This is a genomic window from Photorhabdus tasmaniensis (genome assembly GCF_011189505.1).
GTDB lineage: Bacteria > Pseudomonadota > Gammaproteobacteria > Enterobacterales > Enterobacteriaceae > Photorhabdus > Photorhabdus tasmaniensis.
In genome coordinates this window covers 79,225-97,798 of record NZ_PUJU01000012.1, presented here as the reverse complement: position 1 = coordinate 97,798, position 18,574 = coordinate 79,225, and the positions used below count along the sequence as shown (strand labels likewise).

Sequence of the window (18,574 nt, the reverse complement as noted above, 5' to 3'; positions counted from 1 at the left end):
CCCAATAATGATTTAACAACGGAGATAACACTATGCGCCCAGCAGGAAGAGCGGCAGAGCAAGTGCGCCCTATCACTATAACCCGTAATTACACTAAGCATGCAGAAGGTTCGGTTCTGGTGGAGTTTGGGGATACCAAAGTGTTATGTAATGCATCCGTTGAAGAAGGAGTTCCCCGTTTCCTGAAAGGCCAGGGACAAGGTTGGGTTACGGCTGAATATGGCATGTTGCCGCGCTCTACTCATACCCGAAATGCCCGTGAAGCAGCCAGAGGAAAACAGGGGGGGCGTACTATGGAAATCCAGCGTTTAATCGCTCGTTCGCTGCGCGCCGCTGTTGATCTGAAAAAATTGGGTGAATATACCATTACTCTGGATTGTGATGTGATTCAGGCTGATGGCGGTACCCGTACAGCGGCTATAACGGGTGCTTGTGTAGCGCTGGTTGATGCGCTGGATAAAATAGTTGCAGCGGGTAAGCTAAAAGAAAGTCCTCTGAAATCAATGGTTGCTGCGGTCTCTGTCGGTATTGTGGAAGGTGAAGGCCGTTGCGATCTGGAATATGTGGAAGACTCAGCAGCGGAAACTGATATGAACGTCGTGATGATGGAAGATGGCCGGATGATTGAAGTGCAAGGTACTGCGGAAGGCGAACCGTTTAGTCATGATGAGTTGTTGTCCTTGTTGTCCCTTGCCAAGGGGGGATTAGAGGACATTTTTGAAGCGCAGAGAAATGCGTTAAAACAATAAGTTGATTCAGGCGACTTATTAGTCGCCTTTTTTGTGCCTGTTGTATGGCGGATAATCATAACTAAGAGAGAGGATAGACACCAATGAAAGCCTATCAGCGCGAATTTATTGAGCTTGCGCTAAAAAAACAGGTATTGAAGTTTGGGGAATTTACCCTGAAATCAGGACGTAAAAGCCCGTATTTTTTTAATGCCGGGCTGTTTAATACCGGGCGTGATTTGGCGTTAATCGGACGTTTTTACGCGGCAGCATTGTTGGATAGCGGTATTCAGTGTGATTTGTTGTTCGGACCTGCTTATAAGGGGATTCCAATCGCAACAACAACGGCGGTTGCATTGGCAGATCACCATGATATTGATATGCCATATTGTTTTAATCGTAAGGAAGCTAAAGATCATGGTGAAGGTGGCTCTTTGGTCGGTAGTCCACTTAAAGGAAATGTTGTTCTGGTTGATGATGTTATTACCGCAGGCACTGCTATCCGTGAATCCATGGAGATTATCAAGCAGCATAATGCGACTCTTGCCGGTGTGATGATTTGTCTTGATCGCCAGGAACGAGGAAAGGGTGAAATCTCGGCAATTCAGGAAGTTGAAAGAGATTATGATTGCAACGTGTTTTCCATTATTACCCTGAATGATTTGATTAGTTATTTAGATAGTCAGCCAGAGATGAAAGATCACCTGGATGCAGTGAAGGCATATCGTGAGCAGTACGGTATCTGACAGGTAAGCTTTAAAAAAAGCCCTCGCCCAATAACGGGCGGGGTGAGTAGTAGAATAGCTTATTGTAACTGAGCCAATAGCAATGGCCAGCGTGCTTCAAATTCCTGGGTTGGACGATAGTGGAATTCTGAGCGAACAAAGCGTGATAGCATCCCTTCACAAAACGCCAGTAACTGAGAAGCTAATAACGACTCATCATAACTGAAACCTTGTCCATCACGTAATTTTTTCTCTTTCAAAACTTGACGGATCTGTACTTCAATTCGTTCAAATAATTGATTTATGCGCCCTTGCAGCCGATTTTGTTCAAACATCAGAGCATGGCCTGTCATGATGCGAGTCAGACCTGGGTTTTTTTCTGAGAAGCCCAGAATCAGAACCAATATCAGGCGGATACGAGTAATGGTGTCCTTTTCGTCTTGCAGAATCAGGTTAATCCGTGAAATTAATGTGTCTTCAATAAACTCGATCAAGCTGTCAAACATCCGGGTTTTACTGGGAAAATGCCGGTACAGTGCAGCTTCGGAAACGCCTACGTTGGCGGCCAGTTTAGCGGTAGTGATCCGCTGGCTGCCATCACTGGATTGCAACATATGAGCAAGGGCCTGCAAAATCTCCTCGCGCCTGTTTTTTTCTTCGTATTTTCGTTTTCTGCCATGTCTGACAAGACCTCTGCTAAGAACAGTAAAACAAACAAATCAGCAACTCTTTGCCCAAGGGTATTTTGAGCAAAGAATATGATAATTGGTTAATGATATTAGGTTTTACAGAGATTTATTGGCGACCGGAATGACCAAAACCACCGTTGCCTCTTTTGCTGGTTTCAAAATCTTCCACCAGATTGAATTCAGTCTGAACAACGGGTACAAAAACCATCTGAGCGATACGCTCGCCTGGCTCGATAGTGAAAGTTTTATCACCACGGTTCCAGACTGAAACCATCAGCTGACCTTGATAATCGGAATCAATCAAACCAACCAGATTACCCAGAACGACACCATGTTTATGTCCAAGGCCTGAACGGGGCAGAATAACGGCTGCCAGTTGCTCATCGCCAATATGAATGGCAAGCCCGGTTGGAAGAAGTTCAGTTTGTCCTGGAGCCAGTTCTACCGCGTTGTCGAGGCAAGCCCGCAAATCTAAACCTGCGGAACCGGGAGTCGCGTAAGTTGGCAGAGGAAATTTCTGCCCGATACGTGGATCAAGGATTTTAACGTCGATTTTTTTCATCATAGCGTCTGACTATCTCATCTAATAAATAGTGGCTGAGTAATAACTTATTACTATGAGGTAAGCGGATATCCCCCTCATGCCAGAACAAATGTAGTGCATTAGTATCACTGTTAAAGCCGTGACCAGTAAGGGATACATCATTCGCACAAATCAGATCCAAATGTTTTTGGTCCAGTTTTTTACGTGCGTATTCTTCCACATTCTGGGTTTCAGCCGCAAATCCAACAACAAAAGGGCGATTTTCTTGCATTGTGGCTACATTGGCAACAATGTCAGGGTTTTTAATTAGAGTAAAAGTAATTTCTTCACCCTGTTTTTTAATTTTTTCTGGGGCAATTTGTTTAGCGCGGTAATCTGCAACCGCAGCGCAACCAATAAAAATGTCCTGTGAACCGGCTACTGCCTGTACTTGTTCATTCATTTCCAAGGCGCTGGTTATGTCGATTCGTTTGATACCCGGAGGGGTCGGTAAATTAACGGGGCCTGTGATAAGGGTGACTTCTGCACCCCGCGCTGCTGCGGCTTGGGCGATGGCAAACCCCATTTTGCCGGAGCTATGATTGCTAATAAAACGGACAGGATCTAGTGCTTCACGGGTTGGTCCGGCGGTAATAGCAAGTTTTAGGTGAGCTAAGTCTTGGCTTGCTTGAAAATGTTGTTCAGCCAGTTCAACAATCGCCATCGGATCCAACATCCTACCAGGGCCAACGTCACCACAAGCCTGATTGCCGCTGTCTGGGCCCCACAGGAGAATCCCCCGTTCTTCAAGGATCTTGAGATTATGTTGTGTTGCCTGAGCGCGAAACATTTGTTGATTCATCGCGGGTAACACGGCAACGGGTGCCGGGGAAGCTAGACAGACAGTTGTCACCAGATCATTTGCCATACCAACTACCAGACGAGCCAGTAAATCCGCCGTAGCTGGGGCGAGAATAATGAGCTCAGCCCATTTGCCAAGTTCTATATGTCCCATAGCAGCTTCTGCTGTCGGATCTAACAGGTCGTCGGAGACGGGGTAACCGGAAACTGCCTGCAACGTCAGTGGTGTAATAAACGCTTCTGCTGCCGGTGTCATCACTACACGTACCTGTGCGCCGCGATCACGCAGGAGGCGTACCAGTTCGGGAGTTTTGTAAGCGGCGATCCCTCCGCTAATACCAAGCACAATTTGTTTGCCGGAAAGTCCTGACATCATGATTGTCCGAATATTGAGTTGCAAGGGTTCTGGATTTTATCACAAGAGATTACAGAGTTGAGGATAGTCTGAACTTTGATAGTGAAAAAGGGTAAGTTTGCGAGCGGCTACGCAGCTTATGAATATGATGTTCGTCCTTATTTTTAAGGCATGGAATACTGTTTGTATCAGATGCAACAGGGCAGGGAGATGAATATATGGAAGTTGGCATTGCTGAAAATACAGAAGAAATATATTCAAATTTAGCTCCCAGAGAAAAATTGCTGGCATATGGTTCAGTTTCTTTAACAGATACGGAGCTACTGGCTATTTTTCTGCGTACCGGGACCAGAGGGCTTCCGGTTTTGCAGATGGCTGAATTTTTGCTGAAAGAATTTGGGTCTCTGTATCATTTACTCTCTGCTGATTATGACACTTTCTGTTCTCATAAAGGGATGGGATTAGCCAAATATGCACAGTTGCAGGCTATTGCAGAATTGGCAAAGCGTTTTTTCTCCAGTCAGTTCGTTCATGAAGATATTATGAGCAGCCCAAGTGTGACTCAAGAGTATTTGCAAAACCTGTTATCAGGGCGTGACAGGGAAATATTTGTTGTGTTGTTTCTCAATAATCAAAATAAAGTCATCTGCCATGAGGAGATGTTTAAAGGCACAATCAATAAAGTTGAAGTTCATCCTCGTGAAATTGTCAGATCGGCGATAAAGGTAAATGCCTCATCTATTATTTTGGCGCATAATCACCCATCAGGTCATGCGGAGCCTAGCTTGGCTGATAAAATTGTTACAGACAAAGTCATTGATGCCTGCAATTTGGTTGGTGTACAAGTGCTGGATCATCTGGTTATTGGCCGGCAATGTTGTGTCTCATTTGCTGAACGAGGCTGGATTTAGCCAACTTTTTCAAGCTCCTTGGGGATCTTTAGTTGTGCGGGACTTGAGCGTCAGCGATTGAGAGCGTATACTACGCCACCTTTGAGGATCTTTGGTTTGGCGAGAAGAGCCTATCTCAGCACATTTTCTGAGTAAATGTGAGTCTTTTCAGTAGAATTTGCTGAGATGGGCTCCTAAGCCTGACGAGGCGGCCATACCCAATACAAAGCTCGAGCTGATTTGATTTTTGGAGAATAGACATGTCCCGAGTCTGCCAAGTTACTGGCAAACGCCCGATGAGTGGTAACAACCGCTCTCACGCATTGAATGCGACTAAGCGTCGTTTTCTGCCTAACCTGCATTCCCACCGTTTCTGGGTTGAGTCCGAGAAACGCTTTGTAACTCTGCGTGTATCTGCTAAAGGTATGCGTGTGATTGATAAGAAGGGTATCGATGCAGTTTTGGCTGAACTTCGTACCCGTGGTGAGAAGTACTAAGGAGCTGAAAAATGGCTAAAGGTATTCGCGATAAAATCAAGCTAGTTTCTTCAGCTGGTACTGGTCACTTTTATACCACTACGAAGAACAAGCGCACTATGCCTGAGAAACTGGAAATGAAAAAGTTTGATCCAGTTGTTCGTCAGCATGTAATGTACAAAGAAGCTAAGATTAAATAATTTTGGCTGATTTGATAAAAAAACCCGGCTTAGGCCGGGTTTTTTGTTGCCTATAGGTTTTATAGTCGATATTCACTCATTCTTCTCAACGTTTCATATATATCCGGTTATTCATAGACGTAAAATGCTGTTTCGCTATACTAACGTCTTCCGGCAGGTTGGATATGGAGCCGAAATGGCTAAAGAAAAACTAAATATTTTACATACAGAATCTTCTTGTGGTTGGGGAGGTCAGGAAATTCGTATTCTGACGGAATCCCAGGGAATGATAAAACGTGGGCACAAGGTGGTTATTGTTTGCTGTCCAAATTCTAACATCTACCGTGAAGCAAAATCTTATGGTGTGCCAGTTGTAGCTTTGCCTATTGAGAAAAAACGGCGGTCCAGCTTCCTTGCTATGCGTCACTGGTTGAAAAAAGAAGGTCGTCAGTTTGACATTATTAATACACACAGCTCGACAGATTCATGGTTGATTGCTTTGGCTTGTACAACGTTGAGGCATATGCCGCCGATGGTCAGAACCCGGCATGTCTCAACCCAGGTTTCTAATTCAATGACAACCCGCTGGTTGTATCTGAAAGCGTGCCGGCATATTGCGACGACAGGTGAAAAACTACGTCAGCATTTGCATGCTAATAATCGTTATCCATTACAACATATGACATCAGTACCCACCGGTATCAATTTAGATCGTTTCCGACCGGAAGATAAGCAAGTTTGCCGTCAGCGGATTGGTATTCAGGATAAACCGACATTAGGTGTTGTTGCGACGATGAGAACCTGGAAAGGGCATCGTTATCTGTTAGAAAGTTGGAAAGTTCTGCACCAGAAATATCCTGACTGGCAGCTTCTGTTTGTTGGTGATGGTCCACAACGTAAATCACTGGAACCGTTGGTGAAGCGGGAAGGTTTGTCGGATAGTGTCATTTTTTTAGGTAACCGTCAGGATGTTCCTGATTGCCTGAATGCGATGGATTTATTTGCATTACCTTCTTTTGGTAATGAAGGCGTGCCACAAGGGATTATGCAGGCAATGGCGTGTGGGATACCTGTTGTATCAACCTCGGTTGGCGCGATTACCGAAGCAGTAGTTGATGGTGAAACGGGTTATATCGTGGAACCCAGAAACGCAGAGCTATTGACAGAAAGTTTAGAGTTGTTGATTCATAATAATGAACTGCGCTTGCAATTCAGTCATTCTTCATTAGAGCGAGCAATTGCTTTATTTGGAGTGGATAATATGCTAGATAAAATGGAAAAGATCTTTTTTCACAGCATTAAAGGTAAAAAGCATTAACATTCGTTAAGATTATTCTCGGTGCTATCCTTTGATTTATGGTTCTGGACGAAAAGTAATTTGTTGATATTAAATGGCTATAAAGTTGATTGTAGTTTAATTATCCTGCCCCGAACGATAGCATACAAAAAAGCTTTGTTGTATATTTTGTTGAATTTTATAGCAGATTAATCAGATAATTGTCTTATGCAAATCAAAAATATTCTGGTCATTGTCATAGCACGTTTCGGTGATACCTTACTGGTGACACCGGTTCTTCGTGCTTTAAAACAGAAGTGGCCTGGTGCGAATATTGATGTTATGGCGCATAAAAGAACCAAACAGATCCTTGAAAATATAAGTGGTATCAATAAATTGACTGCTTTTTCAAAAGGCAAGGCAAAATGGTGTGGTTGGTTTACCGGTAAACATTATGATTTGGCTTTAGTATATAGCGACGATAAAACGCTATTACAATATGCAAAACGCAAATCAGGCTTAACAGTTTCATTTTCAGATGAATCTTCGTTGCAATCGGGTTGGATGGCAGTGAAAAAGCCAGAAATATTGATACCAGCTCAACAAGAACGAGCGATGCTGGCTAATGCGATAGATGTTGAGGTGAGTGATTGGCGGTTGAATTATTGTGTTAGCGAAGAGGAACTCCATTTTGCTGATGGTTTTATGCGGCAGCATCATTTGGATAATAAGCTCCTGATTGGTTTTCAGTTACAAAGCTTCCCGGCAAAAGCTTATCGTGACTGGCCGGTTGAACATTTTTATAAATTAGCGCAATGCATTTATCGCGGTTATCCGCATTCGCATATTATGTTATTAGGCAGCACGGATGGTGAAATTGCTGCTCAATCACTGGCAGAAAGACTCGGGGCTGAAAAATGTACTTCGTTGGTAGGGAGACTGACAATGCGACAGAATGCGGCAATGATGAGTAAACTTGATTTGTACATTGGTGTTGATACTGGGCCGACACATTTAGCCGGCGCATTAGGTATCCCGATGGTTGCGATGTATCACAGTTTTCACCCGGGCCGTTTTTTAGCACCTCAACAACATGCACATTTGGTAGTTATTGAGCATCCTGTTCATTATATGCAAGCCACACGTGAAGATCCGATGTCTGCTATATCTGTTGAACAAGTCTGGCAGGCAACTCAGAAATTATTGGCAACCAAGTCAGCAGGGTAATAAACAGATGAAAATAGGTTTAGTTGATGTCACTGTGACTATGTCTTACGGTGGCATTCAGACGGCAGTCTGGGAACTTGCGAAAGCGCTGACTGATGCCGGTCATGAGATCCATATTTTGGGGGGAACGGGTGATGTCCGGCCAGAGCTGAATGGAAGAGCAATACGGATTCATACTTTTCCATTCACTCCCAGAGAGAACGTGATTAATATCGGCCGGCGTTTTCAGCGTATTATTGAACGTTACTCGTTTGCCCGCCATGCCCGTAATACAGTTATTAGTGAAGATTTTGACTGGATTATTCTGACTAAGCCATTTGATTTTTTCTGGCCACGCATGATGCCAAAAGGGAGCCGTACTAAGTTTTGTTATATGAGCGGCGGTACCAGTTTCTTCAAGGGTGACAGAACGCTGAGTAAACGAATTTCAGCCTGGGTGGCATGCAGTCATTTTAATGCCTGGCAGATTCAGCACCACTTTAAACAATTCCCAAAGGTTATTTACAACGGAGTTGATATTAATAAATTCAGGCCGGCTGACTCTGCTGTCAGAACTCATCTTGGAATCAGTAATAAAACATTTTTACTGACCTTTGCCGGGCGTTTGGTTGGTTGGAAAGGTATGCATGTGGCGATTGATGCAATGGTTCAGCTACAAGATAAAGATGTTAAGTTACTGATTATCGGAGCGGGTGAAGATCTGAAACATCTGGAAAAACGGGTTGCGGCACTGCGACTGGAAAAACAGGTAATTTTTCACCCACCTGTAGGACATGATCAATTGCCTGAATATTATGCTGCTGGTGATGCGGGGATCTTCCCAAGTATTGGTGATGAAGCGTTTGGAATAACGATCGCGGAAGCTATGGCGTGTGGCAGACCTGTTATTGCCAGTTATATCGGAGGCATACCGGAAGTTGTCGGTAACGAGAATAAGTCAGGTATTTTGGTCACGCCAGGGGATGCTTCAGCTATTGCCGATGCAGTTAATTTTTTATTGTCTCAGCCAGACAGAGGGCAAAGAATGGGAAAAGAAGCTCGCCAGCGGATTGAAACAATGTATACCTGGGAACATTCAGCCAATCGTTTACTGAAAGCAATAAACAATGAAGATCGCCTATATTGATCCCTACCCGGTTCCTGATTATCGGGTTGCATCACTACAAATTCTGCAAAATGTTGATGCGTTTGCTCGTCAGGGGGCTGATGTTTATCTGGTTGTGCCTGAAGGTAAAAATACCGTAGAGGAGATACTTGGGCGCTCATTATCATCATCAGCTAAACTGATATCGTTACGCAATATCCGGCGTAAATGGTATTTTCCGTTGAATACCCAAAAGATGTTCTATTTTCAGGTTTCCAGCTGGTTGAGAAAGAATGAGGTAGATGCCGTTTTTACCCGCAATCTGAAAATTGCGAAGTATCTATTATGTAAACACCCAGAAATTCCTCTGTTTTTCGAAAGTCATGAGATTTTTGCCCAGTCATTTAAGGAGTCACATGATTTGGGTAGAAATAAAAATCAGCGTAAATATCAGAAGTTGAGAGAAACCGAACACTTTGTTTATAGTCAGTCCAGGATTGTTTTTGTTCTGACCTCGCTACTGCGTGATGACATTGTCAGTGAATATCATGTCGATACATCTATTGTTGTTGCGCCAGATGGTGTAGATATGCTGGCAGCAGAGTCGATGTCATCAAATAAACTTGCATCAACTAAGAGTGAATTCCCAACCCAGATTCTTTATCTGGGTAGTTTGCATCATTGGAAGGGGGTTCCGACGGCGATTAAGGCGATGAGTTATCTTGAAAATGCAGTACTGAATATTGCGGGTGGTGAACCAGAACAAATTCAACAGCTACAGCTGATTGCTCAACAGATTGGTGTTTGTGACCGAGTCAATTTTCTTGGGTTTATTCAGCCTAAATTGCGTTTCCAGATAATTGCAGATAATGATATTTGTCTGTTGCCATTAACTAAAACCAGTATTGGTAGCCGCTATACTTCACCACTGAAGCTATTTGAGTATATGGCGATGGGTAAACCTGTGGTTATTTCCGATTTTCCTTCTATTCGTGATGTGGTTGATGAAAATGCGGTCAGTTTTGCTGACAGTGAGAATGCGGAAAGTTTTGCTCAACAAATCCAGTTATTGAGAGACAATGCAGGGAGGGTTAAAGCACAAGTCGGTTATGCAAAAATGCTGGTAACAGAGCGTCTTAACTGGGATAAACGGGCCAAGCTTATTATGCAGACGATATCAAAGGATATTTCTGCATAATAATCGGTGTAGAGATAGGCTATATACAGCCACTGATGATATGGCTGAGATATTTTGCTAGTCACTTTTCTTTTTATACAGCGCAATCATCAAGCCAAATAAAATACCTATTTCATTGATATAGGTATTTTCAAAGGCACCACGGACAATAAATAGTCCGATAAACCCAGTCAGCAGAATAATTCCTGCCTGCCTTACTATTCCGCCATTATGACCAATAATATGACTACCGGTGTACAGCGCTGAAACGGTCATCAACAATGTTGTGATCAGGCCGATTATTCCACCAGCAAACCACAGTGCCAGAAAGATATTATGAGGGCCGATAGACGTGCGAAATATCCAGTTTGGATAGTCAGCAACTCGTTCGTTGTAGACCTTATGGTAGACTTTATTGCCATAGCCATAACCTTTGACTGGATTTTCTAAAATCAGGTTAAAAGCAGCTCCTTGAGTTCCATTGGTATAGCGGTAGCTGCTATCTGTTTGGGTAAGCTTAAATAGTAATTTATTATCTGCATTATGTGTCATAGTGAAGTGGGTAACTCCAACTAAGAGACTAAGGCTTAAACTTGCTGCTATGACTAGTTTCCATTCCCGGTTAATAATGATGATAAAGATCGTTATAACAACAGCAGCTACCCAGGCACCACGGGTTAAGGTACCTAACAACAGAAACAGGCTGATAGCCGAAGCGATAGCCAATATCAGCCAGCTAACTAAGGTATGTTTTTTCCACAATGCCCAGGTGCAAAGTAATATTGGGAAATAGAAAATAAAACCATAAGAAAATTCCCGGTGGCTATAGCCAGTGAAAGGCATTTCACCCCGATTGTAGTTAATAATGTATCTACCGATATCAGTCAGACATATTGCCAGCATTCCAATGGCGAATGAGAACAGAATCATCTTGGCAATGCTTTCTTTATTCTCTTTGTACAATACAACCGGAAAAGTAAAACTGAACAGCAGCAATCCATTTAGAATAGGTTTATTCATCTCTTGAAAACTCAATGTGGGATCGACTGAAATCACGACTGAATAGAACATTGCCAAGATGAATAACAGAACGGATAGGAATAGCGAATTACGCATAGCGTGCATTACCTGACGAAAATCTGTTACCAGATAGGTCAGCGCAGTAATGCCAATCAGGATAATAATCATATTTTTATATCTTGTTATATCAGGTAGATAAACAAGAATGATATAAATCCCAATAAGGGATAAATTCCATAATGATTTTTTATTACAATTTTTAAGAGTAAACATATTCATCCATCTGTTTTCATTTCTGTTGAACTTGGTTGGAAATGATACATGAAAAGATTATCTTAATCTGCTGAGATGCAATAGAGTTGAAACAAACAGACATAATACAGGAGTTATTATCATGCCAGAACTACCAGAGGTAGAAACCAGCCGGAGAGGAATAGAACCACATCTGGTAGGAAACGTGATCCAACATGCGGTAGTCCGGAATGGGAGGCTACGCTGGCCGGTAGCGGAAGAAATTATGAAGCTGAGTGATCAGCTTGTGCTCAGTGTTCAACGCCGGGCCAAATATTTGCTGATTGAATTGGCAGATGGTTGGATTATTGTCCATTTGGGCATGTCGGGTAGTTTGCGGATCCTGTTGGAAGAACGCCCTGCGGAGAAACACGATCATGTGGATTTAGTCATGGCAGACGGCAAGGTTTTGCGTTATACCGACCCAAGGCGATTTGGGGCGTGGCTATGGAGTGATGATCTCAATCAGTGCTCAGTATTAACGCATTTGGGGCCTGAACCACTTTCTAATGATTTTAACGGTGCTTATCTCTACACCCGCTCAAGTAGTAAAAAAACATTAATTAAGCCCTGGTTAATGGATAATAAACTGGTTGTCGGTGTCGGTAATATCTATGCGAATGAAGCGTTGTTTACTGCTCATATCCGGCCTGATCGTCCGGCACATACATTAACTGAACGTGAGGCAAATTTACTAGCAGAAACGATTAAAAAGGTCTTGCAACGATCTATTGAGCAGGGGGGGACAACACTCAGGGATTTCCTGCAATCTGATGGTAAACCGGGGTATTTTGCTCAGGAACTGTTTGTTTATGGCAGAGCAGGAGAATCATGCCGGATTTGTGGTGAGAAAATAGAAAGTATTAAACTTGGGCAGCGCAGTACTTTCTTTTGTCGTCGCTGTCAGTTTTAGTTGCTACCGGAGACTTGGGGGAGGCGTAGCATGGGGAGAGATCCTACTGCGCGCGCTCCCAGTAAGCTCAGTAAATTACTTACCGAGTTTTTTTAGTATGGCTTGTGCAACAGGTTCTGGCAGGAATGATGAAATATCGCCATCGTGGCGGGCAACATCTTTAATCAAGGATGAAGATACAAACGAGAGATTTTGTGATGGCAGTAAAAAGACACTTTCTAATTCAGGCATAAAGTGGTGGTTCATATTGGCGAGCTGCCATTCATACTCAAAATCAGATACTGAACGAAGACCCCGAATAAGAACATTGACTTGTTGTTTTTTGGCGAAATTAGCCATCAATTCACAAAAACCGACTACTTCTACATTGTCCAGATGTGAGGTCACCTCTTTCGTCAGGGTAACGCGCTCATCCAGAGTAAACATTGGGTTCTTTCTGGCACTATTGGCGATAGCAAATAAAACATGGTCAAACATATTTGCAGCGCGGGTAACGATATCAATATGCCCGTAGGTAACAGGATCAAACGTTCCTGGATAAATAGCTTTGGTTGTCATCAATTTTTACCCTTTTTCAATCTCTTTTCCCACAACGCGACATACTTATTAAACGTATATTGAGCGTTAACGATAGCCAGTACTAATCCCTGTTTACCATCAAGAAAACCAGCACGCAACAGCCAAGTTTTAAAAAAAGCGCCAAAAGTATGACTGAAAATCGAAAAATAACTGCACTGTTTACCTTGTTCATGACGCTGTTTTGCCCATGCTTTAGCGTAATTCAGTTGTTTTGTCTGAAACTCCATCAGATTACGGCAAGTAAGATGGAGTAAATCCCCTTGCAAAATAACAACCGGAACTCCATGAGTTTCAAGGGATTCATGAACCTGATTATCATTGTATTGATAACGATTGCGGGTGTAGAGGCGAATAACCCGATCCGGGTACCAGCCGCTGTGTTGCATAAAACGGCCAAGAAACAGATTCCGGCGGGCGCAACTATAGACCTTATTGTCATCAGTATGTGCCAGAACCTGCTCTATGGATACTCTCAGTTCTGGCGTCACACGCTCATCGGTATCAATCATAAAAATATAATCGCCAGAAGCATATTGTTGAGCCAGTTGACGCTGACGACCAAACCCCGGCCAGTGAATATTAGAGAATACTTTTGCCCCCATTGCCTGTGCTATCTGGCAGGTATCGTCTGAACTGCCGGAATCAAGCACAATGATCTCATCAGCCCAACTGACTGAGGCCAGGCAATCTGCTATCAAATCTGCTGAGTTCTTGGCAATCATGACAACGGAAAGGCGCTTTCTCTCATTCATTTAGTGGCTCCGAGGCGGGAGATAGGGTGCCAGTAATTTAAGCAGACGTTGAAGCGCTCCCTGATTTTCATGTAACACTTCTGCTGCGTGGCGGCCATAGTACAGACGATAATCTTCATCAGTCAGCAAGCTTTTGATTTCATTAAATAAAGTCTGACTATCCGTAACGGTAATCAGACCATTAGCCTGATCCAGTTTGGCGCAGATATCTTTAAAGTTAAAGGTATGTGGGCCCATCAACACGGGAATGGCATGAGCTGCGGCTTCCAGTGGATTATGCCCACCGCGTTCAACCAGGCTGCCACCAACAAAAGCCAGATCGGCAATACCATAGAGCAGCATCAGCTCACCCATCGTATCGCCGATAACAACCTGAATATTAGCGTCAGGAATTTTATCGGAGCTGCGAAGAATATAACTTAGCCCGGCTTTCTTTGTTAATTCTTCAGCTTTAGCAAAACGTTCAGGATGGCGTGGCACCAGGATCAGCAGCAGATTTGGACATTGTTTTAGTAACTTGCAATGAGCATCCAGAATAATGCTCTCTTCTCCATCATGAGTACTGGTTGCTATCCAGACAGGACGGCGAGCAGCCCATTGGCGTCGTAATGTCACGGCTTTAGCTGCCAATTCAGGTGTTACTGAGATATCGAATTTCAAACTACCGGTGACAGCCAGTTGAGAGCGTTTCAAACCCAGTTCAATAAAACGTTCGCTATCTTCCTGATTCTGAGCCGCAATCAGGGTAATTTTTTGTAAAATTATTTTTACGAAATTGCCTATTTTCTGGTATCCCGCCGCTGAACGTACAGATAAACGGGCATTAGCAATAACCAGAGGAATGTTACGTCGATGGAGTTGAAAAATCAGATTAGGCCAAAGTTCTGTTTCCATAATGATGACTAACTTTGGATTAACTTGATTGAGAAAACGCTCCATGGAGCCGGGAAGATCGTATGGCAAATAGACGTGATTGACATCATTTCCCAACGCGGAGAGTACCCTTTCTGAACCCGTTGGTGTCATCGTCGTCACCGTAATCGGTAAAAAAGGGTAATGATGGCGTAAAGCTCTAACTAAAGGGATTGCCGCCAATGTCTCACCGACGGACACTGAGTGAAGCAGAATGCCGCCAGCGGCAACTTTACCGGCACAGAAACCATAACGTTCACCCCAACGTTTACGGTAAGCAGGAGCCTTGCGGCTGCGAAGTAATAAACGCAACCAAATCAGAGGTTGGATAAGGTAGAGAAGTACCTGATATAAACGCAGTAACATTCTATCAAATTCATTTATATAAATTAGCGTCAATAGTATCACACTGCTTCAAAGAAAGTATGAAAATGCGTATGGCTTCTAGAATCTGAACAGAATAAGAACGGTAAATTAGGTTTTTTGGGTAAAATTGTGCTTCTATTATATATAAAAGTAGCAGGGGGTTTCTTGCAGCTTCCGCACATATAGAGACAGCTTTTTCCTTATTATCTGTGCCTTTATACTGGGAATGCCATGAGTAAATTACCAACTCGATTTAGCCGTATTCTGATAATAAAGTTACGACATCATGGTGATGTACTATTAGTTACACCTGTTATTAATACTCTGAAGGATAATTATCTCTCAGTAGAAATTGATGTTTTACTCTACAAAGAAACAGAACCGATACTAGCCAACTTTTCTTTTGTGGCAAATATATTTTCTATGGATAGGCAATGGAAGAAGCAAGGAACCAGAGCACATTTTAGTCATGAATGGAGATTACTTAAACAATTAAGGAATCGTAAATATGACATAGTTATTAATCTCTCTGATCAATGGTATAGTGCGTTTGTGACACGATTTACTGGTGCCAGAGTACGTATTGGATTTGATTTAGCAAAGCGACGAAGCCTGTTTTGGAAAAGATGCTTCACAAATCTGGTGCTGACAGAGCATAGTGAATTTTTGCATATTGTTGAGCAAAACTTGTCAACTCTTTCGCTGTTAAATCTTCCATCGATCAGTACTAAAGTGACAATGAGTTACCATCAGGAGGATAGAGAAACTGTCCGGGCATTTCTTGAGCAGTATGGGGTCAGTCAAAAATATATTGTTGTACAGCCAACATCCCGCTGGTTTTTCAAATGTTGGGATGAGAAAAAGATGGGTGAAACGATTAGTGCATTACAGTCTGATGGTTGGACAATTGTTGTTACCTCCGGGCCAGATCGTAAGGAAGAAGATATGGTCGAGACTATTTTATCAAGCTGCCCAAAAGAAAGAGTTATTTCTTTTGCTGGCCTATTAACCTTGCCTCAACTTGCAGCGCTGATTGATGAAGCTAATTTATTCATAGGGGTAGACTCTATTTCTATGCATATGGCCGCAGCATTGAAAACACCTTGTATTGCTTTATTTGGGCCATCAAAGTTAGTATTCTGGCACCCATGGGAAGCAAAGGGTGAAGTAATTTGGGCTGGTGATTATGGCGATTTACCTGATCCTGATGATGTTAACACTAAAACGGGCATACGTTATCTGAATGTCATTCCCAGTGATGTGGTTATTGCTGCTGCCCGGAGAAATTTATTATGAAATCAGTACGTCTTGCGATTGTTCGGCAGAAATATCGCTCGGATGGTGGTGCAGAACGTTTTGTCTCCCGCGCCTTAGCCGCTTTAGGTAATGAAAATCTGGAGCTCAATGTTATTACGCGTTCCTGGCAGGGAGACATTAGCCCTGACTGGTGTGTTCATTTAGCAAATCCTCATAAATGGGGAAGAATCAGCCGTGAGAGAGGATTTGCTAAAGCGGCCAGAGCAGTATGGGAAAAAGAACAATTTGATCTTGTTCAAAGTCACGAACGCATTGCTGGTTGCGATATTTACCGTGCGGGTGATGGTGTTCATCAGCGGTGGTTGCAGCAGCGTGCCCGGGTTTTATCCTCCTGGCGAGGCAAATTACTTTTTGCGAGTCGTTATCATCGTTATGTTATGGATGCTGAACAAAAGATGTATTCGGCCCCAGAACTAAAAATGGTTATTTGTAACTCGGAAATGGTAAAACGGGAGGTCATGGCAGATTTTGGGCTTTCGGAGAAAAAAATAGCAGTTATTTATAATGCGATAAACCATAATCAATTTTTCCCGGCAATAGAATCTCAGAGAATGCTGTTAAGGAAAGAATATGATCTTCCCCGACAGGCGAAATGTTTCGTTTATGTAGGTTCCGGGTTTGAGCGAAAGGGGCTAAAAGTAGCGATTCAAGCGGTTAGTGCTACTGATGCATATTTAATTGTTGTGGGTCAGGATAAAGAAGAGAAGAAATATAAACAATTAGCCAATTCTCTGGGGTGCAATGAGCGGATCAGGTTTATGGGTATGCAGAAAAAGACACTGCCTTTTTATCAGATTGCAGATGGTTTGTTGTTACCTACCTTATATGATCCATTCCCAAATGTGATATTGGAGGCAATGGCTTGTGGGCTTCCGGTTATAACCAGTACGACATGCGGTGGTGCTGAATTTGTTACCTCTGGAAGTAACGGGTTTATATGTGATGCTTTGGATATCCGGGATATTACAGAAGCGATTCAAAATACGCCTTCTGATCATTTGAATAATAAAATGTCAGAATTAGCGAGAACTAAGGTACTGCCTTATACACCGGAACATTTATCACAACAGCTGATTGGACTATACGAAAGGGTGCTCTCATCATGAAAGGACACATATTATTTATCATTGATGGATTACCTGGTGGAGGTGCAGAAAATGTCACTATCCGGCTTTGTGATGGTCTGCAACAGAAAGGGTATGATATTACGCTGCTTTCTCTGGCGGAAAAATGTGAGTATTTAGTGCCCGATGGTATTGAACGGGTTATTGATGCTGACGAGTACAATGGGCCTTTTAGAAGACAGACTGAGATTTGCCGTAGGGCTAAATCTATGGATAAAGCTTTAGAAAAAATATTTCTTCGGAAGGGAATTCCCTTATTGATTGTATCAAATTTGCATAAAACCGATCGCATTGTCGTGAAATCAAAGGTATTGGCGGGATTAAACGTGTGGTTTTGTATTCATGGGGTATTCTCAAGTTCGTATCTTGGCAATAAAAGCGGATTACCCCGTTGGATAAAGAAACAGAAAATTAAATGGACATATAATAATCGGAATCTCATTTGTGTCTCTGATGCCGTCGGGAAAGATTTAGCAATTAATCTGTCACTCATGGCTAAGAAGATGGTGACAATTTATAATCCTTTCAACATTCCTGACATTAAAGAAAAATCTTTGCAAAAGAACCCTTATTCGGATGAAACGTATTTATTACATGTTGGCCGATTTCACCAAGTTAAGCGACATGATCGTTTATTGGAGGCTTTTGCGAAAGCAGCTCTGCCATGTAACTTATTGATTGTTGGGCATGGAGATGAATCGATTACTCAACAAATAAAACAAAAGATTGTGGATTTAAACTTACAATCTAAAGTCATCTTAACCGGATTCCTTGAAAATCCATTACCTGTTATTCGTGGAGCTAAAGCGGTTGTCTTGAGTTCTGACAGTGAAGGGTTGGGTAATGTACTGATTGAATCATTGATTTGCGATACTCCCATTGTCAGTGTGGCATGTCCGGGGGGCGTGAATGAAATTATGGTTGGTGAGCTGGAAAAATATAAATCAGAACTGACCGTTGGCTCACTTGCAGAGAAAATGAAGCTTGTTTACCAGCAACCTCCTGTCATCACAGAGGATATGTATAAGAAGTTTGATTTAGATATCGTTTTGGCAAAATATTTATCTTTGTAACGCTGAATAAGCTAATTCTTTGTTTACTCCGAGCAAA

The 18,574-nt window shown here is 42.7% G+C and carries 19 protein-coding genes and 1 pseudogene; 13 read left to right on the top strand and 7 right to left on the bottom strand.

The window, feature by feature from the left end; genetic code table 11:
• The first annotated feature begins 32 nt into the window (after positions 1-32).
• Positions 33-749 carry a ribonuclease PH gene (gene rph, locus C5471_RS07820; protein ID WP_133814071.1) on the top strand — a complete coding sequence of 239 codons (717 nt, stop codon included), beginning with the start codon at positions 33-35 and terminating at the stop codon, positions 747-749.
• Positions 750-832: 83 nt separating this feature from the next.
• Positions 833-1,474: an orotate phosphoribosyltransferase gene (gene pyrE / locus C5471_RS07815; RefSeq protein ID WP_133814070.1), complete on the top strand. Its 642-nt coding sequence runs from the start codon at positions 833-835 to the stop codon at positions 1,472-1,474.
• A gap of 59 nt (positions 1,475-1,533) precedes the next feature.
• On the opposite strand, the pseudogene slmA reads toward pyrE, so the two are convergent.
• The 3 genes and pseudogenes from slmA to coaBC all read right to left on the bottom strand — a co-directional run bounded on the left by slmA (position 1,534) and on the right by coaBC (position 3,902).
• A pseudogene (gene slmA / locus C5471_RS07810) lies at positions 1,534-2,132 on the bottom strand (nucleoid occlusion factor SlmA).
• A gap of 116 nt (positions 2,133-2,248) precedes the next feature.
• The gene (dut, locus tag C5471_RS07805) at positions 2,249-2,707 is read right to left on the bottom strand and encodes a dUTP diphosphatase (protein WP_166295760.1); all 459 of its coding nucleotides are present in this window, start codon (positions 2,705-2,707) and stop codon (positions 2,249-2,251) included.
• Positions 2,685-3,902, bottom strand: coding sequence for a bifunctional phosphopantothenoylcysteine decarboxylase/phosphopantothenate--cysteine ligase CoaBC (gene coaBC, locus C5471_RS07800; RefSeq protein ID WP_133814068.1), 1,218 nt, complete (start codon positions 3,900-3,902; stop codon positions 2,685-2,687). The genes dut and coaBC overlap by 23 nt, the downstream gene beginning before the upstream one ends.
• Before the next feature lie 197 nt (positions 3,903-4,099).
• Between coaBC and radC the strand changes: the two genes are divergently transcribed.
• The 7 genes from radC (at position 4,100) to C5471_RS07760 (ending at position 10,211) form a co-directional block, all read left to right on the top strand.
• Positions 4,100-4,792: a RadC family protein gene (gene radC, locus C5471_RS07795; protein WP_133814067.1), complete on the top strand. Its 693-nt coding sequence runs from the start codon at positions 4,100-4,102 to the stop codon at positions 4,790-4,792.
• 239 nt (positions 4,793-5,031) lie between these two features.
• Entirely contained in the window at positions 5,032-5,268 is a 237-nt protein-coding gene (rpmB, locus tag C5471_RS07785) for a 50S ribosomal protein L28 (protein ID WP_004265123.1), read from the top strand.
• Between the two features lie 11 nt (positions 5,269-5,279).
• Positions 5,280-5,447 carry a 50S ribosomal protein L33 gene (rpmG, locus tag C5471_RS07780; RefSeq protein ID WP_010847629.1) on the top strand — a complete coding sequence of 56 codons (168 nt, stop codon included), beginning with the start codon at positions 5,280-5,282 and terminating at the stop codon, positions 5,445-5,447.
• A gap of 175 nt (positions 5,448-5,622) precedes the next feature.
• Complete coding sequence (locus C5471_RS07775; RefSeq protein WP_133814066.1) at positions 5,623-6,744, top strand: glycosyltransferase family 4 protein; 1,122 nt, start codon at positions 5,623-5,625, stop codon at positions 6,742-6,744.
• A gap of 186 nt (positions 6,745-6,930) precedes the next feature.
• Complete coding sequence (locus tag C5471_RS07770; protein ID WP_133814065.1) at positions 6,931-7,929, top strand: glycosyltransferase family 9 protein; 999 nt, start codon at positions 6,931-6,933, stop codon at positions 7,927-7,929.
• A gap of 7 nt (positions 7,930-7,936) precedes the next feature.
• Positions 7,937-9,055, top strand: coding sequence for a glycosyltransferase family 4 protein (locus tag C5471_RS07765; protein WP_133814064.1), 1,119 nt, complete (start codon positions 7,937-7,939; stop codon positions 9,053-9,055).
• Positions 9,036-10,211, top strand: a complete 1,176-nt coding sequence (locus C5471_RS07760) for a glycosyltransferase (RefSeq protein ID WP_133814063.1) — start codon at positions 9,036-9,038, stop codon at positions 10,209-10,211. The genes C5471_RS07765 and C5471_RS07760 overlap by 20 nt, the downstream gene beginning before the upstream one ends.
• 57 nt (positions 10,212-10,268) lie before the next feature.
• On the opposite strand, the gene rfaL is transcribed toward C5471_RS07760, so the two are convergent.
• Positions 10,269-11,483 carry an O-antigen ligase RfaL gene (gene rfaL / locus C5471_RS07755; RefSeq protein WP_242688615.1) on the bottom strand — a complete coding sequence of 405 codons (1,215 nt, stop codon included), beginning with the start codon at positions 11,481-11,483 and terminating at the stop codon, positions 10,269-10,271.
• 121 nt (positions 11,484-11,604) lie between these two features.
• Here rfaL and mutM point away from each other — a divergent pair, with 121 nt between their 5' ends.
• Positions 11,605-12,414 (top strand): bifunctional DNA-formamidopyrimidine glycosylase/DNA-(apurinic or apyrimidinic site) lyase, encoded by an 810-nt coding sequence (gene mutM, locus C5471_RS07750; protein WP_133814061.1) that lies wholly within the window; start codon positions 11,605-11,607, stop codon positions 12,412-12,414.
• Between the two features lie 75 nt (positions 12,415-12,489).
• Here mutM and coaD read toward each other — a convergent pair whose 3' ends face one another.
• The 3 genes from coaD to waaA are packed head-to-tail and all read right to left on the bottom strand — an operon-like array spanning position 12,490 to position 15,023.
• Positions 12,490-12,972 (bottom strand): pantetheine-phosphate adenylyltransferase, encoded by a 483-nt coding sequence (gene coaD, locus C5471_RS07745; protein WP_133814060.1) that lies wholly within the window; start codon positions 12,970-12,972, stop codon positions 12,490-12,492.
• Positions 12,972-13,745, bottom strand: coding sequence for a glycosyltransferase family 2 protein (locus C5471_RS07740; protein WP_133814059.1), 774 nt, complete (start codon positions 13,743-13,745; stop codon positions 12,972-12,974). Before C5471_RS07740 ends, coaD begins: the two co-directional genes overlap by 1 nt.
• Positions 13,746-15,023, bottom strand: coding sequence for a lipid IV(A) 3-deoxy-D-manno-octulosonic acid transferase (gene waaA / locus C5471_RS07735; RefSeq protein ID WP_133814058.1), 1,278 nt, complete (start codon positions 15,021-15,023; stop codon positions 13,746-13,748).
• A gap of 231 nt (positions 15,024-15,254) precedes the next feature.
• Between waaA and rfaQ the strand changes: the two genes are divergently transcribed.
• Genes rfaQ through C5471_RS07720 form a run of 3 tightly spaced genes read left to right on the top strand, consistent with a single transcriptional unit; the run spans position 15,255 to position 18,537 of the window.
• Positions 15,255-16,319: a putative lipopolysaccharide heptosyltransferase III gene (gene rfaQ, locus C5471_RS07730; protein ID WP_133814057.1), complete on the top strand. Its 1,065-nt coding sequence runs from the start codon at positions 15,255-15,257 to the stop codon at positions 16,317-16,319.
• Positions 16,316-17,446, top strand: coding sequence for a glycosyltransferase family 4 protein (locus tag C5471_RS07725; RefSeq protein WP_133814056.1), 1,131 nt, complete (start codon positions 16,316-16,318; stop codon positions 17,444-17,446). The genes rfaQ and C5471_RS07725 overlap by 4 nt, the downstream gene beginning before the upstream one ends.
• Positions 17,443-18,537, top strand: coding sequence for a glycosyltransferase (locus C5471_RS07720; RefSeq protein WP_133814055.1), 1,095 nt, complete (start codon positions 17,443-17,445; stop codon positions 18,535-18,537). Before C5471_RS07725 ends, C5471_RS07720 begins: the two co-directional genes overlap by 4 nt.
• Positions 18,538-18,574: the final 37 nt, after the last annotated feature.